Origin of the sequence: Polynucleobacter sp. VK25 (assembly GCF_018687355.1) — a bacterium.
GTDB lineage: Bacteria > Pseudomonadota > Gammaproteobacteria > Burkholderiales > Burkholderiaceae > Polynucleobacter.
On record NZ_CP061288.1, the window covers coordinates 140500 to 164988 of the forward strand.

Consider the following 24489-nt stretch of genomic DNA (forward strand, 5'->3'; position numbering starts at 1 on the left):
GAAGTAAGTTATAGCTTCTTAATTACTAGGTAATTGAATGTGCTTTGCAGCAAAAGTCAGGGCCTCAATCGAATACGGGCTGTTTACAGGCTTTTGCAATTCTTTTGGGAGTGCTGAAATAAGCCCTAAAAAAGGAGTATTCATTCTGGTTTGCAAGGTCTGCAGGTTTTCTTGAAGAAGTGGCATTTCTTCTGAAAGGGCATTGGCCACCCATCCAACAATATTGAGGTTGCGCGCTTTGATGGCTTCATAAGTTAAGAGGGCGTGATTTATGCAGCCCAACTTCATGCCGACCACAAGAATGACGGGTAAATGAATTTCTTTTGCGAAATCACTTAAATTCTCATCTTCATTTAAGGGGATGAGTAAGCCACCGGCACCCTCAACAACGATGCAGTCAGCATGCTTTTGGGTATTTCGAAACGCTTCAGTGATCACGGCCATTTCAAGCTTTAAGCCTTGGTGCTTCGCTACGAGGTGAGGGGCTGCCGGCTGATCGAGCACATAAGGACACAGACTCAATTCATCAGAGCTTAGATTTGATGCAATGCGCAGCGTTTCGATATCTTCATTCTGGGTAAAGCCCTGCGCATCTTTATAAGTTCCGGCGACCACGGGCTTAAAGCCGATAGCATTCACCCCTTGTTCGCGTAATTTCAGAATCAGTGCCCCGCTTACTAAAGTTTTACCAACTTCGGTATCGGTACCCGTGACAAAGAAACCATTGGGCTTACTCATGAGCTGCCTTATCGATGATCTGTTTTTCAATGGCATTCAGAGTGGCAATGAGTTGACGTACATCAGCTTCACTGTGATTGGCTGAGAACGTAATGCGCAATCGCGCACTTCCCTGCGGAACGGTGGGTGGGCGAATAGCAGGAATCCAATAACCCGCTTCATCTAGTAACTTGGCAGCAAGTAAGGCGTTGGCATTGCTGCCTAAGATCACGGGCTGAATAGCAGTGCATGAGGGAACCTTTTCCCATTGAGAAAAATGCATTTCATCTTGCCAGATACCAATCAGATTATTGAGTTGAGCGCGACGCTTGCTTCCTTCATCACCATCAATGATTTCTAAACTCTTGGAAAGGGTGTGCGCTATTGCTGGTGGCGTTGCTGTGCTGTAAATAAAAGGACGACCCTTTTGGATAAGCCATTCAATAAAGGTTCTCTGCGCGCAGACAAAGGCACCACTGACGCCAGCAGCTTTTCCAAGAGTGCCAACGTAAATAATGCGATCAGAGCAGATATTTTCTTGCTCCAAAATGCCATGACCATGTTTTCCTAAAACACCGAATCCATGGGCGTCATCTACTAATAACAGTGCATCGTATTGTTCTGCAAGGTCCAATAATTTCTTGGTAGGGGCGACATCACCATCCATACTAAAGACACCATCAATCACGATTATCTTCAGAGAATTTGTATCGGCTCTCAGCAATTCAGCTAAGGTATCTACCTGTTTGTGGTCAAACAAGATAACGCTTGCTTTAGACTGCGCAGCGGCCAAACGTACCCCATCGATGAGGGAGGCGTGATTTAACTTTGCAGAATAAATACTAGTAGATCCTTGCGGCGCCAGTCTTGCTAGTGCCGTGATAGCCGTCAGATTAGCAAGATAGCCGGTACTAAAAAAGAGTGCTCTTGCATCCGGTATGTGTAGCTTTTGAAAGGAGGCCAACTGTTTCTCAAGTAACTCATGAGCAATGCTATGGCCGCTGATGAGATGCGAAGCTCCGCTGCCTACCCCATACCTCTCACCACCTTCAGCAAGCGCTTTAATCAGCTCAGGATGGTTCGCAAGACCCAAGTAATCGTTGCTGCAAAACGCTTTTAGCTCTCGTTCATCAACCAAAGCTTTGATGTCGCATGGGGTCGTAGTTGCCCTGAGTTTTCGTTTTAGTAGTTGCGTCTCAAGATCTGCAATTTGCTCTTGCGCTAAATGCAGGGCATTAAATACGTTTGCGGTATTCGTCATGCCAATGTTTTCTCAAGGGCACTCTGAACAGCATTGCCTAACTGCGTTGTTTCTTCTGGCGACAAAATATACGGAGGCATGACATAAATCGTATTACTGATAGGTCTGATTAATACACCTTTGTCTAGGCTGTTCGCAAACATAGTACGTGCAAATGTTTTCGGGTCTTTAAGGTAAGCATTTTTAACATCGAATGCCAAAATCATTCCTTGTTGGCGCCAATGCTCAATGCGAGAATCTGTTTTTGCCCAAGCGAATGCTTTGGCTAAATCTTTAGAGCGTTCAATATTCTTTTCTAATACTTTGTCAGTTTCAAAAATTTCTAGACAGGCCAATGCTGCGGCACATGCCAGTGGATTGCCAGTGTATGAATGGGAATGCAAAAATCCTTGTGATGTTTGATCGCCATAAAACGCTTGGTAAATCTTGTCAGTGGTAAGGCAGAGTGATAGCGGTAAATAGCCGCCACTAATGCCTTTTGAGAGGGTTAAAAAGTCTGGCCAGATACCGGCATGTTCGCAGGCAAAGAACTTGCCGCTGCGCCCACAGCCTACCGCAATCTCATCTGCAATGAGGTGCACTTCGTATTGATTGCATAAGCCCTTCACTAATCGAAGGTATTCAGGAGAATGCATAGCCATTTGTCCTGCACATTGCACTAACGGTTCAATAATGATGGCGGCAATGTTGTGATGCTCTCTGATAAACAATTCTTCAAGTTGCTTGGCTGCATCCTTTGCTACATCTTCTGCACTCTCATCTGCTTTTGCTTTACGTGCATCTGGCGAAGTAATTGTGAATACATCTTGTAAGAGTGATCCGTATGCTTCTCGGAAAATAGCTACATCAGTTACCGCTAATGCACCCAGTGTTTCTCCGTGATATCCATTTTCTAGGCAAACAAACTTTTTCTTTTGCGACTTGCCATTGAGTTGCCAGTAGTGATGACTCATCTTTAGTGCAATCTCTACTGCAGAGGCTCCATCGGATGCATAAAAGACGTGACCCAAATTGTGATCGGTTAATGCGGAAAGTTTTTCGGACAGCTCCACTACTGGTGGATGAGTAAATCCTGCGAGCATGACGTGCTCAATTTTTTCTAGTTGCGCTGTAATCGCTTGATTGATGCGTGGATTAGAGTGGCCAAACAAATTGGTCCACCACGAACTAATGGAGTCGAGCAAGGCTCTTCCGTTTTCGTCATAAAGCCAGGCGCCCTTACCTTTTGCAATTGCAACCAATGGAAAGGACTCATGCTGTTTCATCTGAGTGCATGGGTGCCAAACTGCTGCCAGGCTGCGATCAACGAGGGGGACTTGATTTAAATCAGAAATAACCTTCATGTTTGATATTTGACCACTAGTTTTTCCAAATTCAGGCCTGTATCTGTTATGTTTATGCCTTGAATCTACCTAATTTCTGGAATTTAGCTATGCAGGACACTCAAACCGTTGAAAAACCCTTAACCCAGTTCAAATCGAAGGCTGATTTGCATGAGGGTGCAAATTCGGGGATCGAAGCATCAGGTGAGTGGTCGGTGGCTCAAATTGAGGCCTTGTTTGCTCTACCTTTCAATGAATTGATGTTGAAAGCTCAAGATGCCCACAAGACCTATTTCCCAGAGGGTGATGTGGAGCTGGCCACTTTGCTGTCAATCAAGACAGGCGGCTGCCCTGAAGACTGTAGCTATTGCCCTCAAGCAGCTCGTTATGACACCGACGTCAAGGCCGAGAAGTTGATGGGCTTAGAAGAGGTTCTGGAGGCTGCTAAAGCGGCTAAAGCGGCTGGTTCTAACCGTTTTTGTATGGGTGCCGCCTGGCGCGAACCTAAAGATCGCGATATTGAAAAAGTAACTGCCATGATCAAGGGCGTAAAAGCGCTTGGTTTAGAGACTTGCGCCACCCTAGGCATGCTGGAGGCTGATCAAGCTCAGGCACTTCAAGAGGCTGGCTTGGACTTCTATAACCATAACTTGGACACCAGTGAAGATTTTTACCGCTCCGTGATCTCAACCCGAGGCTATCAAGATCGTCTAGATACGATTTCGAATGTCCGCGCTGCCGGCATGTCAGTTTGTTGTGGCGGCATCGTAGGCATGGGTGAGTCTAGAGAGCAGCGAGCAGCATTTTTAGCTCGTCTTGCCAATTTGAGTCCATATCCAGAATCGGTGCCTATTAATCATTTGGTACCAGTTGCAGGCACGCCTTTGGCTGAGCAAAAACCGTTGGATCCACTTGAGTTTGTCAGAACTATTGCGGTTGCTAGGATCACTATGCCTAAGGCGCGCGTGCGCCTATCTGCTGGTCGCCAGGAGCTCGGCAGGGCTGTTCAGGCTATGTGCTTCATGGCTGGCGCTAATTCTATTTTCTATGGTGAGCAACTGCTCACTACCGGTAATCCCGAGGCAGAACAAGACCGCGCACTTTTGGCCGAGTTGGGCTTGAAAACCAAACAAAGCTGCAAAGCAGAGGTTTTGGTCTAAATCCCCCAAAAATGTCTCCGATAGATCGTTTTATTCTGGAATTTGATACCGCCCTTCGGTCGGTGGTTGGGGGAGCTAGTGCTCATAGACCAACACCGGGATCTGATTTTGGGGGTAAGTCTGGATTAGATACTGCCGAGCGCAAACATGCGGCTGGACTCATGCGCGTAAATCACGTCGGTGAAGTTTGTGCACAAGCGCTGTATCAATCACAAAAATTAGTCGCACGAAATCCAGAAATTCAGGAGATGTTAGATCACTCTGGTCGAGAAGAAATGGATCATCTTGCATGGTGTGAAACTCGTCTTCAAGAACTTGGATCACACACTAGTTATCTCAATCCGATTTGGTATGCTGGATCCTTTGCAATCGGCTTGGTAGCAGGGTTAGCGGGTGATAAGTGGAGTTTAGGTTTTGTTGCTGAAACAGAAAAACAAGTGGAGAATCACTTAGAAAGTCATCTCGAAAAATTACCAAAAGATGACCAACGTTCACGTGCAATTGTTGAGCAAATGCGCAGCGATGAAATTGATCATGGGCAAGCTGCAAAAAATGCAGGCGGCGCAAATTTGCCAGAGCCAATTCAGAAAATAATGCAGGCAATGTCCAAGGTAATGACCACAACTGCTTACAAAATTTAAAACTGAAATTCGATTGAAGTCGCAAAATCCATTTCTGATTAATTTTGATATATTTTTTTAAGCATTACTGTTTTTAAACACAGTATATTTAGGCATTATCTAGCCCAATAGCTAAGATCTATTCTTAAGTATATTTTCCAAGCCATTGTTTCAAGTAGCTATTTTATTATCACCATTTTCTCAACACATGACGCTAAGTGTTTGTAAACACTAGGGAAATTCCCAAAAAAACTCCTAAAAACACTTGACCCTCTTAGTGCGATCCTCTAAAGTGGGAGGAAGTGTGAAAAAGTGGGGTAAATGGTGTTTCAAGGTGCGTCAGCTCTCAATTTAGATGCAAAAGGCCGCATGTCTGTGCCGGCTAAGCATCGTGACGCCTTGTTGGTACAGGGCGAGGGTCGAATCACGCTCACAAAACACCCCGATGGCTGCTTACTTCTCTTTCCAAGACCTGAGTGGGAAACCTTCAGGGCAAGAGTTGCACAACTCCCGATGGATGCACATTGGTGGCGTCGAATTTTCTTAGGTAATGCTGCAGAGATGGATTTGGATAGCGCAGGTCGTGTCTTAGTGAGTCCAGAATTACGTGCAGCAGCGGGAATTGAAAAAGAAGTGATTTTGCTCGGCATGGGTAGTCACTTGGAGTTGTGGGATGCAGCAACATACGCTGCAAAAGAACAGGCTGCCATTGCACTAGGCATGCCTGAAGCACTCAAGCAATTTAATTTTTGATGACAGGGTGCCATGAACATAACTCATCGCCCAGTGTTGCTGGCCGAGGCGGTGACGGCGCTAGTTGGCGGTCCGCTAATTCAAAATCAAAATACGTCAAAACAAATTTTGGTAATCGATGGAACCTTTGGGCGCGGCGGTCATACACAAGCACTGCTCAAAGAATTGAATCCATCAGCACGCATGATTTCTTTCGACAAGGATTTAGATGCGATCGCAGTAGCGCAACAAATCAACAATCCTCGCTTGAGGATTGTGCACGACAGTTTTGCGCAGATGGATCAGTACGCAGAACCAGCATCAGTCGATGGCATTTTATTAGACTTGGGCATCAGTTCACCGCAGGTGGACGAAGCACATCGTGGCTTTTCGTTTCGCCGCGAAGGTCCGCTCGATATGCGTATGAATACCGATCATGGTTTAACTGCAGCAGAGTGGTTGGAGCAAGCACCACCCGAGGAAATCACACACGTGATTAAGACTTACGGAGAAGAGCGCTTTGCATTTCAGATTGCGAAGGCCATTGTGGCTAAGCGTGAAGAAGGCTTGTCCCCAAAAACTACGACAGAGTTAGCTAGTCTAGTAGCAAGTGTTGTGCGTACACGTGAAGCAGGTCAAGATCCTGCAACACGAACATTTCAAGCCTTACGTATTTTTATTAACCGCGAGCTGGAAGATTTAGAGCTCGGCTTAAAAGCGGCTTTGAAATTATTAAAGCCTGGCGCAAGACTGGCGGTGATCAGTTTTCACTCGCTTGAAGATCGTATCGTGAAACAGTTCATGCAAGCCCATGCAAAAGTAGAAGTGCCGCGTGGTTTGCCTGTGCGCGACAGAGATTTACCACAAAGCGCCCTTGAGATTATTGGTCGTATTAAACCAAGCGATGCTGAAGTCTCCGAAAATCCTCGTGCACGTTCAGCCATTATGCGTGTCGCCGAAAAGCGTATGGGAACATCCGCATGAATCGCGCCACTCTGACTTTGCTCGCATTGCTATTAATTTGCGCCCTTTCATTAGTGGCAGCCCAGCAACGTGCGCGTAAGTTATTTATTTTGCAAGAGCGTGCACAGATTGAAGAGCGCAAGTTAAATCAAGAATGGTTGCGTCTTGAATATGAGCAGCGCAATCTTTCAAAGTCTGCACGTATTCGTGACGTAGCGCGCAATCAATTGCGTATGTCCCCGATTTCTCCTGAGCGTACCTTGTACTTGAAGGAGGCTAAATGAGACCGGTTGGTTTTTCTACTACGCCAAACCTAGTATTGCGTCTGCCAATGTGGCGTTCGCGCTTGATGCTATTCCTTTTGTTCTTTGTTTTCATGATGCTATTGCTAAGAGCATTTTGGATTCAGGGTCCAGGTAATGCATTTTATGAAGCTAAGGGTGTGCGTGGTACGCAGCGTGAATTAGAGCTGCCCGCTAGCCGTGGAAAAATTTTGGATCGCAATGGTCAAGTCATTGCAACAAGCCTCGAAGCAAAGTCAGTCATTGCTTATAACGACACGGTACCTGACGATTTGGCTGCTGACAAAGTGCAGAAGTTGGCGGTTTTATTACAGATGAGTGAATCTGATTTACGCAAGAAGCTAAAAGAGGAGCGCAAGCAAATCTTCTTAAAGCGTCAAGTAGATCCAGCTGTTGCACAACAGATTAAGCAATTAGAAATTCCGGGCATTGGCTTAAATAATGAATATCGTCGCTTCTATCCAGAAGGCGAGGCGATGGCCCATGTAGTTGGTTTTACCAATGTGAACGATAAGGGTCAGGAAGGCATGGAGCTTTCTCGCGAGAATGAACTTGCGGGTCATCCTGGCCAAAGACGCGTAGTAGTGGACCGCTTAGGTCGTGTGGTTGAAGACGTTGCCATCTTGCAGTTGCCGCAAAACGGAAAAGATCTTAATTTGTCGATTGATAGCAAGATTCAATTCCTGGCTTATAACGCTGTGAAAGATGCAGTTGAGAAGCATCATGCTAAGGCAGGTGGCGCTGTTGTCCTGGATACGCAAACCGGCGAGATTTTAGCCTTAGCAAATTATCCAAGCTACAACCCAAATGATCGTAGGTATTTAACTGGCGAACAATTACGTAATCGTGTGTTGACTGATACCTTTGAGCCTGGCTCAACGATGAAGCCTCTAACCATTGCTATTGCTTTGGAAAAAGGTGCGGTTCAGCCCGATACCAATATGGTAATTGGTGCGAAATATTTGGTTGGTCCTAAGCCAATTACAGATACACATCCGTATGGAAATTTAACGGTTGCACAAATTATTCAAAAGTCTAGCAATATTGGAACTGCAAAAATTGCGATGAATAATCTCTCTGCTGAAGAGATGTGGGATTTCTACACAGCAGTTGGTTTGGGTCAAGCGCCAAAAATTGGATTCCCTGGAGCTGTCGCTGGTACAGTGCATCCCTTCAAAAAATGGATGCCTACGGATCAGGCGCGTATTGCTTTTGGTTACGGCATTTCTGCATCGCTGTTTCAGGTAGCGCGGGCTTATACCGTTTTTGCGCGTGATGGCGAATTAGTGCCGTTGACAATTGAACGTAGCCCAAATTTCAAACCGGGCACAAAAGTGCTTTCTCCAAAAACCGCGATTGAAATGCGCAACATGATGGAGTCGGTAACTGAGCCTGGAGGCACTGCAATTAAGGCGCAGGCCGAAGGTTTCCGTGTTGGCGGAAAAACTGGAACAGCACATAAGTTAGTTGGTAAAGGGTATGGCAATAAATACCGCGCTTACTTTGCAGGCTTAGCACCCATTAGCGCACCCCGGATTGTTGTTGCAGTAATGATTGATGAGCCTACTGGCGGTAGCCATTACGGTGGTGACGTAGCAGCACCCGTGTTCTCAACCATTGTGAGTGAAACATTGCATACTTTAAATGTTTTGCCAGATAGCAAAGTCAAGCAAATGGTATTGCAGGATCGGAATCCGCAGGAGATTCAAGCTGCAAACGCACAAGCTCAACATGTGGTTCTAAAGCGATGAGGGTGGCGTTGAAAATAGACACCAATCATTTGATTGACCACTTACACACCCTAGCGAATTCTTCCGCCAAAGTGTGTGCGGACAGTCGCCAGATTCAATCTGGCGATATCTTTTTTGCATATCCCGTAGGACATGGCAATGCATTATGCGATGGCCGCCAGTTTATTAAAGCAGCTCTAGAGAATGGTGCAGCAGCTGTGGTGTTTGATCCAGTCGGTATGGACAATCAATTTGTTGATCATCCACAGTGCATTGCAGTAGAAAATCTTGCTACGCAAGCTGGCCAGCTATGCTCACAGTGGTATGACCACCCCAGCAAGGAATTAAACGTCATTGGCGTTACCGGTACAAATGGAAAAACAAGTATTACTCAGTGGCTTGCTCAAGCATTGGATGCTAGCAATCATCGCACGGCAGTTTTGGGTACCTTAGGTACTGGCTTCCCCGGAGCATTGGTTCAGACCGGGTATACAACTCCAGACGCTCCGAAGCTGCAAACACAGCTAGCAGAATTACGTAACGCTGGCGCAAAACAAGTTGCGATCGAAGTATCTTCACATGCATTGCAGCAAGATCGAATTGCAGGAACAGAAATTTCTTGCGCTGTTTTTACTAATTTGACGCAAGACCATTTGGATTACCACGGCAGTATGGCGGAATATGCTGAGGCAAAGGCTAAGTTATTTCAGCAAACCGGCCTTAAGAATGCAGTTATCAATTTAGATGATGCATTTGGTCGTGAGTTGGCTATGAATTTATTAGCGAAGGATGGCTTCAAAGTTTGGGCATATGCGTTGTCACAAAATGCATTTGTGGGCTTTGAAAAATTTGGCGATCGCCTACAACGTATATACGCTTTAGACACTGTGCTGACTGGTGCAGGCTACAACTCCACTTTTGTTTGTGGGGATATCGGCGGTGTTCAACTGCACATTCCATTATTGGGCGAATTTAATTTAAGTAATGCACTTGCCGTATGGACAGTATTACTTACACAGGGTATTGATTGTGATGCTGCTAGTAAAAAGATCAGTCAATTAAATCCAGTGCTTGGCCGCATGGAATTAATTCGCCTCAGTAAATCTCAAAAAACAGACGGTTTGCTAGCGGTTGTAGATTACGCACATACTCCGGATGCTTTAGAGAAAACCTTGCAGGCTTTGCGCCCCATTGCACAAGAGCGTGGCGGACAAATCTGGTGCGTATTTGGTTGTGGTGGTGATCGGGATGCTGGTAAACGGCCTCTTATGGGCGCCGTTGTCGAACGCAATGCCGACCATATTCTGATCACAAGTGATAATCCCCGCTCAGAAGACCCGCAAGTCATCATGCAGATGATTCGTAGCGGTATTTCGAGCGATGCAAAAAATGTGCAAATGATTGTAGACCGTGCGGCTGCGATTATGGCCGCTATTCGCCATGCGGATGCTCGCGACATTGTCTTAGTTGCTGGTAAGGGTCACGAAACCACTCAAGAAATCAATGGCAAGAAATTTGATTTCTCTGATCAGGAGCATATTCGCTTGGCCGCAGGAGGTGGAATCTAATGTCCATCATGACAACACTTGCTAAAGCACAGGCCATGTTGCCTGGAAGTACGTTGCTTAACGCGTCTGGAAATACTGCTCAAGAGCTATCTATTTCTCGCGTGGGCACAGATAGTCGTCAGATCGAACGCAATGAATTATTTGTGGCTCTGGTTGGTGAACGATTTGATGCGCACGATTTCTTGTCTGATGTTGCGAAAGCAGGTGCAAGTGCTGCTCTGATTAGTAATCAAGATAAATGCCCAGCGGATTTGCCAGCAATTTGCGTTTCAAATACCCGTGTTGGTCTAGGAAACTTGGCAAAAGCATGGCGCGCTAACCACCCTATTCCTTTGGCATTGGTTACTGGTAGCAATGGTAAGACCACTGTTAAGGAAATGATTGCTTCGATTTTCAAGGCCGCAGTCGGTGAGCAAAATACTTTGGTAACCAAAGGCAATTTAAATAATGATATTGGCTTGCCGTTAACACTATTGAAATTACGTTCAAGCGATCGCCTTGCGGTAGTTGAGCTCGGTATGAATCACCCTGGTGAAACAGCGCAGTTGGCTGCAATTGCTCAAGCGAACATTGCATTAATAAACAATGCTCAACGCGAACATCAAGAATTCATGGCTACCGTAGCAGCAGTGGCAGAAGAGCACTCAGATGCTATTCGTGCTTTACAAAGCGATGGAGTTGCTGTTTTCCCTGCAGATTCAGAGTTTGCAGGCGTGTGGCATCAGGCCGCTGCTGGTCGTAAGGTAATTGATTTTGTTCTGGCATCCGCTCAGACCAAGGCATCCGCTGCCGTGACTGGAAGTTTATTAAGTAATGGGCATGTGCAAATCCAAACAGAGCAAGGAACTATTGAAGTTCAGCTAAACACTTTGGGTAGTCACAATGTTCGTAATGCATTAGCAGCAAGCGCTGTTGGTATTGCGGCCGGCGTAAGTCTTGAAAAAATTAAACAGGGTCTTGAATCATTCTCACCGGTAAATGGTCGCATGCAAGCTAAGGCGATCGACTCTAATCGCACCCTCATTGATGATAGCTATAACGCCAATCCTGATTCAGTTAGAGCAGCAATTGATGCTTTAAAACAATCCGGTAATTTATCTTGGTTGATTTTGGGCGATATGGGTGAAGTTGGTAATCAAGGTCCAGAGTTCCATCGCGAGGTCGGTGCTTATGCGGCCGAACAGGGAGTTGCCAAACTTTTTGTTTTGGGAGAGCAATGCCAGTTTGCCCTTCAGGGATTTAATGAGGCAGATAAGGACGGCGCAACTACAGCCCATGCAAAACATTTTGCAGATATGGATAGTCTGATTGTGCAACTAAGAGATGCACTACATGCGCAGTCTAGCGGCAGCAATCAACATCTCAATATTTTGGTTAAAGGTTCACGGTTTATGCGCATGGAGCGTGTAGTGCAGGCCTTGTTAGAGGAGGCTAAAACATGCTCTTAATGTTGGCGCAGTGGCTACAAGATGATTTCGGATTCTTCCGGGTATTTAACTACATCACCTTTAGAGCGGTGATGGCAACGGTTACTGCATTATTAATTGGTTTGGCAGCTGGGCCCTGGGTTATTCGTAAGTTGGCTGCATTGAAGATGGGCCAGGCGGTACGTACCGATGGTCCTCAGACGCATTTAGTTAAATCAGGTACCCCAACCATGGGTGGTGTATTGATTTTGATTGGCATGTTCATCTCATGTATGTTGTGGGCCGATCTCAGCAACCGATTTATTTGGATTGTGATGATCGTTACTTTTGGATTTGGACTAGTGGGTTGGGTGGATGATTATCGCAAGGTAGTTTACAAAGACCCTAAGGGAATGGCTTCGAGGGAGAAATTCTTCTGGCAAACCTTAATTGGTTTATTTGCTGCCATCTATCTTGCATTTTCAGTTTCTGAAGTAAATAACCTCAAAGTGCTGCAATTGTTCTATGAGTGGCTCAGAAGTGGCTTTGCTCTGGACCTACCTGCAAAAACCGATTTATTAATACCGTTCATGAAAGAAGTGAGCTACCCACTAGGAATCATGGGTTTCATTATTTTGAGTTATTTGGTGATTGTTGGTAGTAGTAATGCTGTCAATCTGACTGATGGGCTTGATGGTCTCGTCATCATGCCGGTAATTCTCGTGGGTGCAGCTTTAGGTGCTTTTGCCTATGTGATGGGTAATGCGATTTATGCAAAGTACCTTCTCTTCCCATATATTCCGGGCGCTGGTGAATTAATGATTTTCTGCGGTGCCATGGGCGGTGCTGGGCTAGCATTTCTTTGGTACAACACGCACCCAGCGCAAGTATTTATGGGCGATGTGGGTGCACTCGCTTTGGGTGGAGCGCTTGGCACGATCGCCGTTATTGTCCGACAAGAAATTGTCTTGTTTGTGATGGGCGGTATTTTTGTTGCAGAAACAGTTTCAGTAATGTTGCAAGTATTTTGGTTCAAGTTCACAAAAAAACATTTTGGCGAAGGCCGTCGAATTTTCCGGATGGCGCCATTACATCACCATTTTGAATTAGGTGGCTGGAAAGAAACGCAGGTAGTTGTTCGTTTCTGGATCATCACCATTCTTTTAGTCTTAATTGGCTTGTCTAGCTTGAAGTTACGGTAATCCAAAAGAAAATATGTTGACCTTAGAAAATACCTTTGCAAATTCAGCTTTTATGGCTGATGAAGGCTATCAAGCACCTAACCGATTCCTGATTTTGGGTTTAGGTGAGTCTGGTGTAGCCATGGCGAAGTGGTGTTTGCGTAATGGTGCACAGGTACGTCTAGCAGATACACGTGATCAATCAACATTTACTGAGCGTCAAAATGCTTGGCTAGAAGAACTTCGTATTGCCGGCCTAAAAGATATTTGTTTTGGTCCTTTGCAAGATGACCTGCTGAAGGAAATTGATGTGATTGGCATCAGTCCGGGACTTTCACCAGTCCAAGACCCGACTTATTCTTTCTTGGTAAAAGCTGAAGAAGCCGAAATTGATGTATGGAGCGAGATTGAATTTTTTGCGCGCGCGATCTCCGCTTTAAGTCGTATGGCACAAGCGCAAGAGTTAGGCTATACGGCTTCAGTATTGGCCATTACTGGTACCAATGGGAAAACAACGACCACTGTATTGACTGGCCAACTCTGCGAACGCGCCGGTAAGAAGGTTGCTGTTGCAGGAAACATTAGCCCTGCCGCTCTTGAAAAGCTCATGAGTTGTTTGGATACAGCGGATCAAATTGTGGATATGCCAGATGTTTGGGTATTAGAGTTATCCAGCTTTCAGTTGGTCTATACCCACACATTGAACGCTACAGCAGCAACAGTGTTGAATATTACTCAAGATCATTTAGATTGGCATGGCGATATGCAGGCTTATGCAGACGCTAAGTTAAGAATATTTGGTGCTGATACGGTGTGCATTCTGAATCGTGATGACTCATTAGTTATGGGCTTACTTTCAGAGGAGCAAAAAGCAGAGAAGTCTATAGTGACTTTTGGTTCTAATCGACCAGATGAGCAGGGTGCTTTTGGTATTGAGCACGACTTACGTGCCGGCGGAATTGATTGGCTAGTATGGGCAGAAGTTGACGAAGACGTAGAACCTAAGCCCAAGCGCCGTCGGAAGTCTGCAGCCATTGAGGAAGAAGAGCCATTGCGACTCAAGCGTTTGATCCCAGCCGATGCCTTAAGAATTCGTGGTCGCCACAATGCCTTAAATGCATTGGCTGCACTTGCCTTAGCTCGTGCAGCTAACTTGCCAATGAACGTACTTTTGCATGGCTTACGTGACTACCATGGTGAACCACACCGTGTACAAAGCATTGCAATCGTTAGAGACGTTGAGTATGTAGATGACAGCAAGGGTACTAATGTGGGCGCAACGGTTGCCGCATTAAATGGCCTAGGCAGCAATGAGTCAGGAAAACGTATTTGGCTGATTGCTGGTGGCGATGGTAAAGGTCAAGATTTCAGTCCACTACGTGAGCCTGCTTTACGTTTTGTTAAGGGCGCTTTCCTCATCGGCAAGGATGGTACTGAGATCGGTGAAGCTCTAGGCTTAGGAATCCCAAGTACTAATTGCGGTGATTTAGCTTTAGCAGTCCGGGCAGCAGCAGCCCAAGCCATATCTGGGGATTTAGTGTTGTTATCACCTGCTTGCGCAAGTTTGGATCAGTTCCGTGACTATAAGGAACGCGCTCAAGTGTTTGCTGCAGAAGTCGAAGAACTAGGAATGCATTTTGAAGGAGTTCAGGCATGAACTTAAAAGAGAAATTATTTCCTGAAAATCGTCTTGGGTTAAACCGTTTCTGGAATTTTTCTCGAGGTGGGATTGATAACTTCCGCACTGGTTTGCGAGATGCTGTATCCGGTGTAGAACAGACCCGTTCACGCATGATGGACTATGACCAGTTACTCGTATGGGCAGTTCTTTCGCTGATGTTAATTGGTTTGGTGATGGTGTACTCTGCCTCAATTACTCTGGCTGACGGTCCTAAGTACGCTAATTACAGCAGCAACTTTTTCCTTATTCGCCATGTCATTTCCTTGACGATTGCGATCGGCGTTGGAATCTGGACTTTTAAGATTCCTACCAAGGTATGGGATCGTTATTCGCCGGTAATTTTCGGATTTACCGTTTTGCTGCTCATCGCAGTTTTGATTCCCGGTGTAGGTAAGGGTGTTAATGGCGCTAAGCGCTGGATTCCCTTGGGCTTAATGAACTTTCAGCCATCCGAGTTAATGAAATTCGCTGCAGTAATTTTTGCAGCAAGTTACACCGTTCAACGCCAGGAATACCTCCATTCATTTGTGAAGGGCATGCTACCGATGGGTATTGCGGTTGCTCTAGTCGGTGGTTTGTTGATGGCTGAGCCAGATATGGGTGCATTTGTAGTGGTTGCCTTGATTGCATTTGGCATTCTCTTTTTGGGCGGTATCAACGCAAAATTATTTGGTGGTTTGATCCTGGTTGGCTTGATGAGTGCCGCAACGATGATTGCGCTTTCCCCTTTCCGTCGTGGACGCATGCTGGCGTTTATGGATCCATGGCAAGTGGATAACGCTGCCAATAAGGGATATCAATTGACTCATTCACTCATGGCGTTTGGTCGTGGCGAATGGTTTGGTTTGGGTCTTGGCGGTAGTGTAGAAAAATTGCACTATTTACCAGAAGCGCATACTGATTTCATCATGGCTGTGATTGGTGAGGAGCTCGGTTTTGTTGGGGTAGTCGTCATGATCTTCTTGTTCTATTGGATCGTACGTCGCGCCTTCTTAATTGGTCGTACCGCCTTGCAACTAGATCGTAGCTTTGCAGGCCTTGCTGCTAAGGGCGTTGCCATTTGGATTGGTTGGCAGGCCTTCATTAATATGGGTGTAAACCTTGGGCTGTTACCAACCAAAGGCTTAACCTTGCCATTGGTCAGTTATGGCGGCTCTGGAATTTTGATGAATGCAGTGGCTGTAGCAATGTTGCTGCGTATTGATTTTGAAAATCGCATTCTCATGCGCGGGGGGAAGCTTTGACAAAACCCTCAATTCTTGTGATGGCTGGTGGTACTGGTGGGCATATTTTCCCAGGGCTTGCTGTCGCTGAATATTTGCGGATTTGCGGTTGGAAAGTTTCTTGGTTGGGTAATCAAGCTGGCATGGAGTACCGCCTTGTGAAGTCTTGTGATTTTCCATTTGAGGCGGTCGAGTTTGGCGGTCTTCGCGGCAAAGGTTTAAAAGCAAAGTTGATGCTGCCGATCAACCTCATGCGCGCTTGCTTTCAAAGTTGGAAGATCATGCGCCGCGTTAAACCAAATGTTGTTTTGGGAATGGGTGGCTATATTACTTTCCCTGGTGGTTTGGTCAGCAAGTTGTTGAAACGTCCATTAGTCTTGCATGAAGCAAATTCAGTCGCTGGCAGCGCCAATCGTGCGTTGAGCAAAATTGCTATGCGGACTCTCACTGGATTTCCCAATACGATGGCAAATGCAGAATGGGTTGGCAATCCGATACGCGAAGAGTTTGATCGCATGCTTGCGCCTGCAGCTCGCTATGAGCAGCGTCAAGGGCCTTTGTCTATTTTGGTTGTGGGCGGAAGTTTGGGAGCCGCCGCTCTAAATGAAAACATTCCTGCTGCGTTGGCATTAATTCCAGAGGATTCGCGTCCTAATGTGATTCACCAAGCGGGTGATAAACATTTAGCAGATCTGCAAAAAAGATATGCTGACTTAGGTGTGACTGCAGATATTCGTCCATTTATTGACGACATGCCGGCCGCATATTCACAGGCTGATTTAGTGATTTGCCGTTCAGGGGCTATGACAGTTTCTGAAATAGCTGCTTGTGGCGTTGCTTCTTGCCTCATTCCTTTTCCTCATGCAATTGATGACCATCAAACTGCTAATGCACAGTTTTTATCAAATGCAGATGCAGCAGTTTTATTGCCGCAGCCATTGCTGAACCCACAAGATTTGGCATTAATGATTCAAAACTTTAATCGTACGGATTTAAAAGAGATGGCATTGCGTGCGCATGATTTAGCAAAGCCAAATGCAACCCAGCGAGTAGCTGAAGTGTGTGCAGACTGTGCGGGGGTGGGAATATGAAGCATATCGTTCAGCAAATTCACTTCATTGGTATCGGTGGCGCGGGTATGAGCGGCATTGCAGAAGTGCTTTTGAACTTGGGGTATCAAGTTTCAGGGTCTGATCTTGCCGATGGAGTAGTTACTAAGCGTCTGCGAGACTTGGGTGCTGTCATTCACATTGGACATGATCCAAAAAATATTGGCACTGCTGAGGCAGTTGTCATTTCAACTGCGGTAGCTGGCAATAATCCCGAGGTCTTGGCTGCCCGTGCTGCAAAGGTTCCAGTGATTCAGCGAGCAGTGATGTTGGGTGAGTTAATGCGCCTCAAGCAAGGCATTGCAATTGCTGGAACGCATGGCAAAACAACCACTACTAGCTTAGTTGCCTCAGTCTTAGCTGAAGGTGGTCTGGATCCCACATTTGTAATCGGCGGCAAACTCAATTCAGCCGGTGCTAATGCACGCCTGGGGCGCGGTGATTTTATTGTGGTTGAAGCAGACGAGTCAGATGCCTCTTTCTTACAACTATTTCCTGCAATGGAAGTGGTTACCAATATCGATGCTGATCATATGGATACTTATCAGCACGATATGGCTCGATTAAAACAAGCATTTGTGCAGTTTATTCAGCGCATGCCGTTCTATGGTGTTGCGGTGCTTTGTATTGATGATGCTAATGTACGCGACATCATTCCATTTGTATCTCAGCCAGTGCTGCGTTATGGACTGTCTGATGATGCGGATATTCGTGCAAGTAATGTACGCGCAGATGGCACGCAGATGCATTTCACAGTTGATCGTCGCACGGTGCGCAGACATGGCAATAAGCCTGGCCCACTCAATATCACACTGAACTTGCCCGGATTACACAACGTGCGTAATGCTTTAGCTGCAATTGGTATTGCAACAGAGTTAGGTGTAGGCGACGAAGCTATTACTAAAGCCCTCTCCGAATTTAGCGGAGTAGGCCGCCGTTTCCAGCGCTATGGGGAGATTCCATTGGCATCGGGCGGTAGCTTTACTTTGATTGATGACTATGGACATCATCCAGTAGAAATGGCAGCAACTTTAGCTGCGGCTAGAGGTGCATATCCAGATCGTCGATTGGTATTGGCATTCCAACCACACCGCTTTACTAGAACGCGTGATTGCTTTGGTGAATTTGTGCAGGTTCTTCGAAGTTTTGATGCCTTGGTCTTGACTGATGTCTATCCAGCGGGCGAAGCAAAAATTCCAGGTGCTGATAGCAAGAGTTTGATGAAGGCCGCCATTGCTGAAGATAAGACTTCTAAAGTCTTATTGAATTCCGGTGCCGTTGCCTACGCTGCAAGTATTGCCGAGATGCCAGAAAAATTGAGTCAAGTTTTAAAAGATGGGGATGTATTAATCACGATGGGCGCAGGATCGATTTCTGCTTTGCCAAATACGTTGTCGGAGGCAAAGAATGTCTAAGGTAGGTGTTAATTTGAGTTCCTGGGGCGATCGGGTAAGGACTAGCTTAGCTAGCTTGGACCTCAAGTCATTGGGTCGTGTTGGCGTTTTGCTAGGCGGTAAATCTGGCGAGAGAGAAATTTCCCTCATGTCAGGTAATGGCGTACTAGAAGCATTACGTTCAAAAGGTGTTGATGCACACGCTTTTGATACAGGCTTACGTTGCCCAACAGAATTAGCTAAAGAAAATTTCGATCGTATCTTTATTTCTCTCCATGGTCGCTTTGGTGAAGATGGAACCATTCAGGGTCTACTTGAATTATTAGGGCTACCCTATACCGGCAGCGCTGTATTAGCCTCTGCTCTAGCAATCGACAAGATTGTTACAAAGCAAGTATGGATTAGTAATGGACTCGCTACGCCTGAGTACGAAGAGTTAACTGCTGATAGCGACTGGAATGCAGTTGTGAAGCATTTGGGCTTGCCACTCATTGTTAAGCCTGCGCACGAAGGTTCATCTTTGGGATTGACCAAGGTGAAATCGGTGGATGAGTTGCCGGCTGCTTATAAGCTTTCCGCTGGATTGGATAAAAAAGTCATTGCAGAAACCTGCATCATTGGAGATGAACTTACTTGCCCATTGGTTGGTTTCGGTAAAACAGCCGAAGCGTTACCTGTGATCAAAATTATTCCACCACAGGCGAACTACGATTTTCATAATAAATACTTCTCTGACGAAACTCAGTACTTGTGCCCCACTGGATTAGCGCCTGAAGTAAATGCTGCAGTTCAGGAGTTGGCATTGGCTGCATACAGAGCTTTAGGTTGCCGAACATGGGGTCGTGCTGATGTGATGCTCGATCAGAAGACTGGCAAACCTTACTTATTGGAAATGAATACCTCTCCTGGCATGACCTCTCACTCCTTGGTGCCAATGGCTGCCAAGGCAGCTGGTATTGAGTACGCTGACTTGGTCATTTGGTTGCTAAGTCAAACATTGCAGCAAAAAGAGGGTGCCTCTAAATGAGCAACTTCATGGATCGCTTTGGTGAAATTTTCTCGATGTTAATGGCTCCTCTTTGGAACCACTCAGATCGCATGGAGAAATTGAGCCGTTTCTTGATCCGTTGTTTTGTGGTGATGTTAGTCATTGGGATTTTAGTTTGGCTAAGTCAACGCCCAGTATTTGCTTTGAAGCAAATTCAAATTGAGCCAGTTGCCGGTCAAACTCTGAAGCATATTAATAAGCCTATTGTTAAGCAACAGGTTCTCGAAACAGTGCAAGGCAATTTCTTCAGTGTTCGCCTAGAGGATGTGAAGCGTGGCTTTGAAAGCATGCCTTGGGTGCGACATGTCAATGTACGTCGTGTCTGGCCGAATGGATTGGTTGTCAGTATTGAAGAGCAAAAGCCTTTTGGAACCTGGGGTGGGGCTGATAGCCATACTCTCATGAATACCCATGGCGAACTCTTTACTGGGCGCGTATCAGAGGTAAGCGACGATGTACGTTTAATCGATTTTTCTGGGCCTGCAGATGCTGGTAAGGAAGTGATGAGTCTTTATGAAAAAGCAAACAATTGGTTTAAGCCATGGGGTGCTGAAGTAACTAGTCTGGCCCTCACTGAGCGATATGCATGGCATGTAAAGCTTTCGAATGGTATGAAGGTTGAATTTGGACGCGACGAAGAAAGTTCCGATAAAAATTTGACTGAAGAGCGCGTTGCTCGCTTATTTAAGTATTGGCCCCAGGTGCAAGAAAAGTGGGCGAATAGAGTTGACGCAGTTGATTTGCGTTATGCAAATGGTTTCGCAGTTCATCTTGCTTCTGCAAGTTTGAAAAAGAATGAAGTAGACGGCAAAAAAAGTGAGCTGAAGCAATGAGGAATGGCAATGAGTAAAGACAATCGCGATATTTTGGTTGGTTTAGATATTGGAACTTCCAAGGTGGTTGCCTTGGTTGCTGAATTAGCTCCTGATGGTCAATTCAACGTAGTTGGTGTTGGACAAACGGCATCTAAGGGTTTAAAGAAGGGCGTTGTAGTCAATATTGAAGCAACCGTTCAGTCGATTCAGAAGGCGCTTGAAGAGGCTGAAGTAATGGCTGATCGTCAAATCGTACAAGTCTTTACTGGAATCGCTGGTAATCACATCGTGAGCTTTAACTCAAGCGGTATGGTTGCCATACGAGATAAAGAAGTTGGCTCTGGAGATGTCGAGCGCGTTCTCGAAACAGCAAAAGCAATCAACATCCCAACCGATCAACAGATTTTGCACATTCTTGTTCAAGAATTCATTATTGATGGACAGGAAGATGTCCGCGAGCCAATTGGTATGAGTGGTCTACGCTTAGAAGTGAAAGTGCATATTGTGACTGGCGCTGTAAGTGCTGCACAAAATATTGTGAAGTGTGTACGTCGCTGTGGTCTTGAAGTAAATGACTTGATATTGCAGCCTTTAGCATCAAGTTTGGCGGTATTAACCGAGGATGAAAAAGAGCTTGGCGTAGTGTTGGTGGATATTGGTGGTGGTACAACTGATATAGCAATTTATTGCCAGGGCTCAATTCGTCATACTGCTGTGATTCCTATTGCAGGCGATCAAATCACTAATGACATTGCGATGGCATTACGTACCCCAACAATTGATGCAGAGGATTTGAAGATTGCGCACGGTATTGCTCGTCAAGAGATGGCTGATCCAACTGTGATGATCGATGTTCCTGGTGTAGGTGATCGTGAACCACGCCCAATGTCTAAACAAGCATTGGCTGCAGTAATTGAACCCCGTGTTGAAGAGCTATTTACCCTGGTAAGAGGCGTAGTACGCGACTCTGGCTATGAAGATATGGTTTCCTCTGGAATTGTTTTGACAGGCGGCACAGCATTAATGCCTGGCATGGTCGAGTTAGCTGAGCAAGTCTTCTTAAGACCAGCTCGTATGGGCACTCCTGAGTACCGTGGACATTTACATGAAGTATTACGTAGCCCTAGATATGCCACCAGCATTGGCTTGCTGATGGAAGGCCAAGCGCAGCTATTGCGCGGCCGTCGTGTTTCTCAATCAGGCGCGTTTCAGAGTGTTATTACGCGCATGAAGGAATGGTTCGCAGGAAATTTTTAAGTAATTTTTTAGTTTTTTTCGTCGTCGTCAATGTAGTACGTATTTACCTAGGAGGGTATATGGAATTTGAAATGTTAGATCAAGAAACAGCTGGCAAGACCATTATTAAAGTGGTTGGTGTCGGTGGCGCTGGCGGTAATGCTGTTCAGCACATGATCCGTCGCGGTGTTAATGGCGTAGAGTTCATTTGCATGAACACCGATGCTGGCGCTTTACAGCGTTCTGAGGCATCTGTGAATTTGCAACTGGGCTCTAGCGGATTAGGTGCTGGTGCGAAGCCAGAAATCGGCGCAGCTTCTGCTGAAGAGGCTCGCGCACGTATTGCAGATACATTGCAAGGCGCTCATATGGTGTTCATTACTGCTGGTATGGGTGGTGGCACTGGAACTGGCGCAGCTCCAATCGTGGCTCAAGTAGCGAAAGAAATGGGCATTCTCACCGTTGGTGTCATCAGCAAGCCATTTGATTTCGAGGGCGTAAAGCGCTTGAAAGTTGCTGAGAATGGCGCTTCAGAACTCGAATCTTATGTAGATTCATTAATTGTTGTACTCAATGAAAAACTCTTTGAAGTGATGGGTGAAGATGCTGAGTTCGACAAAGCGTTTGCTTGTGCAGATGATGTATTGCATAACGCTGTTTCTGGCATCGCAGAAATCATCAATGTTCAAGGTTTGATTAACGTTGACTTTGAAGACGTGAAGACAGTGATGGGTGAGCAAGGTAAAGCCATGATGGGCACGGCAACTGTTTCCGGCATGGATCGCGCTCGCTTAGCTGCTGAAGCTGCAGTTGCTTCACCATTGCTTGAAGGTGTTGATCTATCTGGCGCACGTGGCGTATTGGTAAATATCACTGCTAGCCGTTCATTGAAGTTGTCTGAGACTCGTGAAGTCATGGCTGCAATTCGTGGCTATGCTGCGGATGATGCAACTGTCATCTTCGGTACCGTGTATGACGAGAGCTTAGGTGATGCTTTGCGTGTAACTGTAGTTGCTACTGGCTTGAATAATCCTCAGGCTCGTAAAAACAACCAGCCTGAAGTAGTTTGGAGACAGGCTACTGGTACGCATGATGCAATGCCAACAATGGCGGATCTCAATAGTTTTGCTCCTGCTAGTGCATCAGCAGCCATTAGCAAGGTGAGTTTGGACTCCCCTTTGAGCACGAGTGCAGGCTTAGCTTTAACTGGTACTGGTAGTACTCCAGCAATGGCAGCTCAGCCAGCAAGCTCTGGTGTTGACTACAGCCAATATGATTTGCCGCGGGTTTTTCGTAGCTCTCGTGAAGCGACTCCTGCGCCTACATTAGGTGCAGATAGTTCTCCTCAGGCTAAATCCATGTTGGATAAAGGGGCTGATTACTATGAAATCCCAGCCTTTTTGCGTAAACAAGCAGATTAATTGACTGCTTAATACAATAGGTAATTGCAAAATGCCAGCGCGGCGCCCCTCCGGACGACGAATCCCGCGCTTGCGTTGGCATGCTTACTAACAATTATTTATTGGAGATGTCATGATTGAAGTTGGACAAAAATTACCTAACGCTACTCTTTATGAATTTATTAATGAAGAGAGCGAAGGCTGCTCCTTAGGGCCAAATGCTTTTGAAGTTGAAAAGATAGCTGCTGGAAAAAAGATTGTATTGTTTGCATTGCCCGGTGCGTTTACGCCAACCTGCTCTGCAAAGCATGTGCCTGGTTACGTTGAGCACTACGATGCTATTAAAGCTAAAGGCGTTGACGAGATTTGGTGTGTTTCTGTAAACGATCCGTTTGTGATGGGTGCATGGGGACGTGACCAAAAAGTTGGCAAAAAGATTCGCATGTTGGGTGACGGTAGTGCTGAGTTCACCAAAAAGCTTGGTCTAGAGTTGGACTTAATTTCTCGAGGACTGGGTGTGCGTTCTGATCGCTATGCCATGATTATTGAAGATGGTGTCGTGAAGTCATTAGATCGCGAAGCTCCTGGCAAGTTTGAAGTCAGCGATGCTGCTTCTATCTTGAAAAAGCTGTAATTTCAATTTCTGCATAACGAATACCCCCTGAATTTAGATATCCAAATATGATGAAGCAACGCACTATCGCCACTCCGGTTAAAACCGTGGGGATTGGCTTGCATTCTGGTCGCAAGGTAACGATTTCTATTAAGCCTGCGCCAGTAAATTCAGGGGTTCAATTTGTTCGGGTAGATACGCCTGAGCAGTCAGTTGTACCAGCAACTGCTTTAGCAGTGTGCGATACAAGACTTGCTTCTGTCATTCAAAAAGATGGTATTCGCGTATCGACGGTTGAGCATCTGCTCTCAGCCTGCGCTGGTCTCGGTCTTGATAACTTATTGATAGAGTTGGATGGTGAAGAAGTGCCCATCATGGATGGTAGCGCTGCTTCATTCTTATTCTTAATTGAATCAGCTGGCATTGCTGAACAAGAAGCGCCACGTCAATTTGTGGTGATTAAAAAAACAGTAGAAGTGCGCGAGGGCGACAAGCTAGCTCGCTTAGAGCCATTCTTTGGGTTTAAGTTAGATTTCACAATTGACTTCAAACATCCGGCTGTAGATAAAACTGGCCAACGCTTTGTAGTGGATTTTGCAGAACAAGCTTATCGCAGTGAAATTGGTCGTGCACGCACTTTTGGTTTTGCACATGAAGTAGAGGCATTGCGCGAAATGGGATTAGCGCGCGGCGGTAGTTTAGATAACGCGATTGTTTTGGATGAGCATCGCATTTTGAATAACGAAGAGCTTCGTTACGAAGATGAATTTGTACGTCATAAGATCTTAGATGCAATAGGTGACTTGTATTTGATTGGCCACCCGATTGTTGGGGCTTATGTTGCCGAGAAGTCAGGGCATGCTCTCAATAACGCGCTTTTACGGAAGCTTTTGGAAGACCCCAGTTCTTATGAAATCAGCTCTTTTGCTGAAAATAAGGCTCCGGGAGCTTATTCCCAAGAAAGTCAGCCCCTCTTTTTCTGATGGGGTTAATGTAATCCGAAGGCGT

Annotated in this window: 22 protein-coding genes; 19 read left to right on the top strand and 3 right to left on the bottom strand. The window is 45.9% G+C overall.

Features of this window, described 5'->3' with window-relative positions; genetic code table 11:
- Nucleotides 1-18: 18 nt before the first annotated feature.
- From bioD to bioA, 3 genes are read right to left on the bottom strand one after another with little or no spacing between them, the layout of a single operon-like run.
- Nucleotides 19-738 carry a dethiobiotin synthase gene (gene bioD, locus AOC21_RS00810; RefSeq protein WP_215391932.1) on the bottom strand — a complete coding sequence of 240 codons (720 nt, stop codon included), beginning with the start codon at nt 736-738 and terminating at the stop codon, nt 19-21.
- Complete coding sequence (locus AOC21_RS00815) at nt 731-1978, bottom strand: 8-amino-7-oxononanoate synthase (RefSeq protein ID WP_215391933.1); 1248 nt, start codon at nt 1976-1978, stop codon at nt 731-733. The genes bioD and AOC21_RS00815 overlap by 8 nt, the downstream gene beginning before the upstream one ends.
- Nucleotides 1975-3321 (bottom strand): adenosylmethionine--8-amino-7-oxononanoate transaminase, encoded by a 1347-nt coding sequence (gene bioA / locus AOC21_RS00820; RefSeq protein ID WP_215391934.1) that lies wholly within the window; start codon nt 3319-3321, stop codon nt 1975-1977. Before bioA ends, AOC21_RS00815 begins: the two co-directional genes overlap by 4 nt.
- 89 nt (nt 3322-3410) lie before the next feature.
- On the opposite strand from bioA, the gene bioB reads away from it, so the two are divergent.
- From bioB to lpxC, 19 genes are all read left to right on the top strand, one after another.
- Nucleotides 3411-4460, top strand: a complete 1050-nt coding sequence (gene bioB / locus AOC21_RS00825; protein ID WP_215391935.1) for a biotin synthase BioB — start codon at nt 3411-3413, stop codon at nt 4458-4460.
- An 11-nt stretch (nt 4461-4471) separates the two neighbouring features.
- Nucleotides 4472-5101, top strand: a complete 630-nt coding sequence (gene coq7 / locus AOC21_RS00830) for a 2-polyprenyl-3-methyl-6-methoxy-1,4-benzoquinone monooxygenase (protein WP_215391936.1) — start codon at nt 4472-4474, stop codon at nt 5099-5101.
- A 303-nt stretch (nt 5102-5404) separates the two neighbouring features.
- A complete protein-coding gene (mraZ, locus tag AOC21_RS00835) occupies nt 5405-5833 on the top strand; it encodes a division/cell wall cluster transcriptional repressor MraZ (RefSeq protein WP_215392696.1) in 429 nt (142 codons plus the stop codon).
- 12 nt (nt 5834-5845) lie between these two features.
- Nucleotides 5846-6796 (top strand): 16S rRNA (cytosine(1402)-N(4))-methyltransferase RsmH, encoded by a 951-nt coding sequence (gene rsmH / locus AOC21_RS00840; protein ID WP_215391937.1) that lies wholly within the window; start codon nt 5846-5848, stop codon nt 6794-6796.
- Nucleotides 6793-7059 carry a cell division protein FtsL gene (ftsL, locus tag AOC21_RS00845; RefSeq protein WP_215391938.1) on the top strand — a complete coding sequence of 89 codons (267 nt, stop codon included), beginning with the start codon at nt 6793-6795 and terminating at the stop codon, nt 7057-7059. Before rsmH ends, ftsL begins: the two co-directional genes overlap by 4 nt.
- A complete protein-coding gene (locus AOC21_RS00850) occupies nt 7056-8828 on the top strand; it encodes a penicillin-binding protein 2 (protein WP_215391939.1) in 1773 nt (590 codons plus the stop codon). The genes ftsL and AOC21_RS00850 overlap by 4 nt, the downstream gene beginning before the upstream one ends.
- On the top strand, nt 8825-10375 hold the full coding sequence (locus tag AOC21_RS00855; RefSeq protein ID WP_215391940.1) for a UDP-N-acetylmuramoyl-L-alanyl-D-glutamate--2,6-diaminopimelate ligase: 1551 nt from the start codon (nt 8825-8827) through the stop codon (nt 10373-10375). The genes AOC21_RS00850 and AOC21_RS00855 overlap by 4 nt, the downstream gene beginning before the upstream one ends.
- On the top strand, nt 10375-11823 hold the full coding sequence (gene murF, locus AOC21_RS00860; RefSeq protein ID WP_215391941.1) for a UDP-N-acetylmuramoyl-tripeptide--D-alanyl-D-alanine ligase: 1449 nt from the start codon (nt 10375-10377) through the stop codon (nt 11821-11823). Before AOC21_RS00855 ends, murF begins: the two co-directional genes overlap by 1 nt.
- Nucleotides 11814-12983 carry a phospho-N-acetylmuramoyl-pentapeptide-transferase gene (gene mraY, locus AOC21_RS00865; RefSeq protein ID WP_215391942.1) on the top strand — a complete coding sequence of 390 codons (1170 nt, stop codon included), beginning with the start codon at nt 11814-11816 and terminating at the stop codon, nt 12981-12983. Before murF ends, mraY begins: the two co-directional genes overlap by 10 nt.
- Nucleotides 12984-13035: 52 nt before the next feature.
- Complete coding sequence (murD, locus tag AOC21_RS00870; RefSeq protein ID WP_215392697.1) at nt 13036-14619, top strand: UDP-N-acetylmuramoyl-L-alanine--D-glutamate ligase; 1584 nt, start codon at nt 13036-13038, stop codon at nt 14617-14619.
- On the top strand, nt 14616-15887 hold the full coding sequence (gene ftsW, locus AOC21_RS00875; protein ID WP_215391943.1) for a putative lipid II flippase FtsW: 1272 nt from the start codon (nt 14616-14618) through the stop codon (nt 15885-15887). Before murD ends, ftsW begins: the two co-directional genes overlap by 4 nt.
- Nucleotides 15884-16957, top strand: coding sequence for an undecaprenyldiphospho-muramoylpentapeptide beta-N-acetylglucosaminyltransferase (gene murG, locus AOC21_RS00880; protein WP_215391944.1), 1074 nt, complete (start codon nt 15884-15886; stop codon nt 16955-16957). The genes ftsW and murG overlap by 4 nt, the downstream gene beginning before the upstream one ends.
- Nucleotides 16954-18390 (top strand): UDP-N-acetylmuramate--L-alanine ligase, encoded by a 1437-nt coding sequence (gene murC, locus AOC21_RS00885; RefSeq protein ID WP_215391945.1) that lies wholly within the window; start codon nt 16954-16956, stop codon nt 18388-18390. The genes murG and murC overlap by 4 nt, the downstream gene beginning before the upstream one ends.
- Entirely contained in the window at nt 18383-19396 is a 1014-nt protein-coding gene (locus AOC21_RS00890; protein WP_215391946.1) for a D-alanine--D-alanine ligase, read from the top strand. Before murC ends, AOC21_RS00890 begins: the two co-directional genes overlap by 8 nt.
- On the top strand, nt 19393-20250 hold the full coding sequence (locus tag AOC21_RS00895; protein WP_215391947.1) for a cell division protein FtsQ/DivIB: 858 nt from the start codon (nt 19393-19395) through the stop codon (nt 20248-20250). The genes AOC21_RS00890 and AOC21_RS00895 overlap by 4 nt, the downstream gene beginning before the upstream one ends.
- A gap of 9 nt (nt 20251-20259) precedes the next feature.
- Nucleotides 20260-21489: a cell division protein FtsA gene (gene ftsA, locus AOC21_RS00900; RefSeq protein WP_215391948.1), complete on the top strand. Its 1230-nt coding sequence runs from the start codon at nt 20260-20262 to the stop codon at nt 21487-21489.
- 59 nt (nt 21490-21548) lie between these two features.
- A complete protein-coding gene (gene ftsZ, locus AOC21_RS00905) occupies nt 21549-22889 on the top strand; it encodes a cell division protein FtsZ (protein WP_215391949.1) in 1341 nt (446 codons plus the stop codon).
- 112 nt (nt 22890-23001) lie between these two features.
- A complete protein-coding gene (locus AOC21_RS00910) occupies nt 23002-23502 on the top strand; it encodes a peroxiredoxin (protein WP_215391950.1) in 501 nt (166 codons plus the stop codon).
- Between the two features lie 47 nt (nt 23503-23549).
- Nucleotides 23550-24464 (top strand): UDP-3-O-acyl-N-acetylglucosamine deacetylase, encoded by a 915-nt coding sequence (lpxC, locus tag AOC21_RS00915; protein WP_215391951.1) that lies wholly within the window; start codon nt 23550-23552, stop codon nt 24462-24464.
- Nucleotides 24465-24489 lie beyond the last annotated feature (25 nt).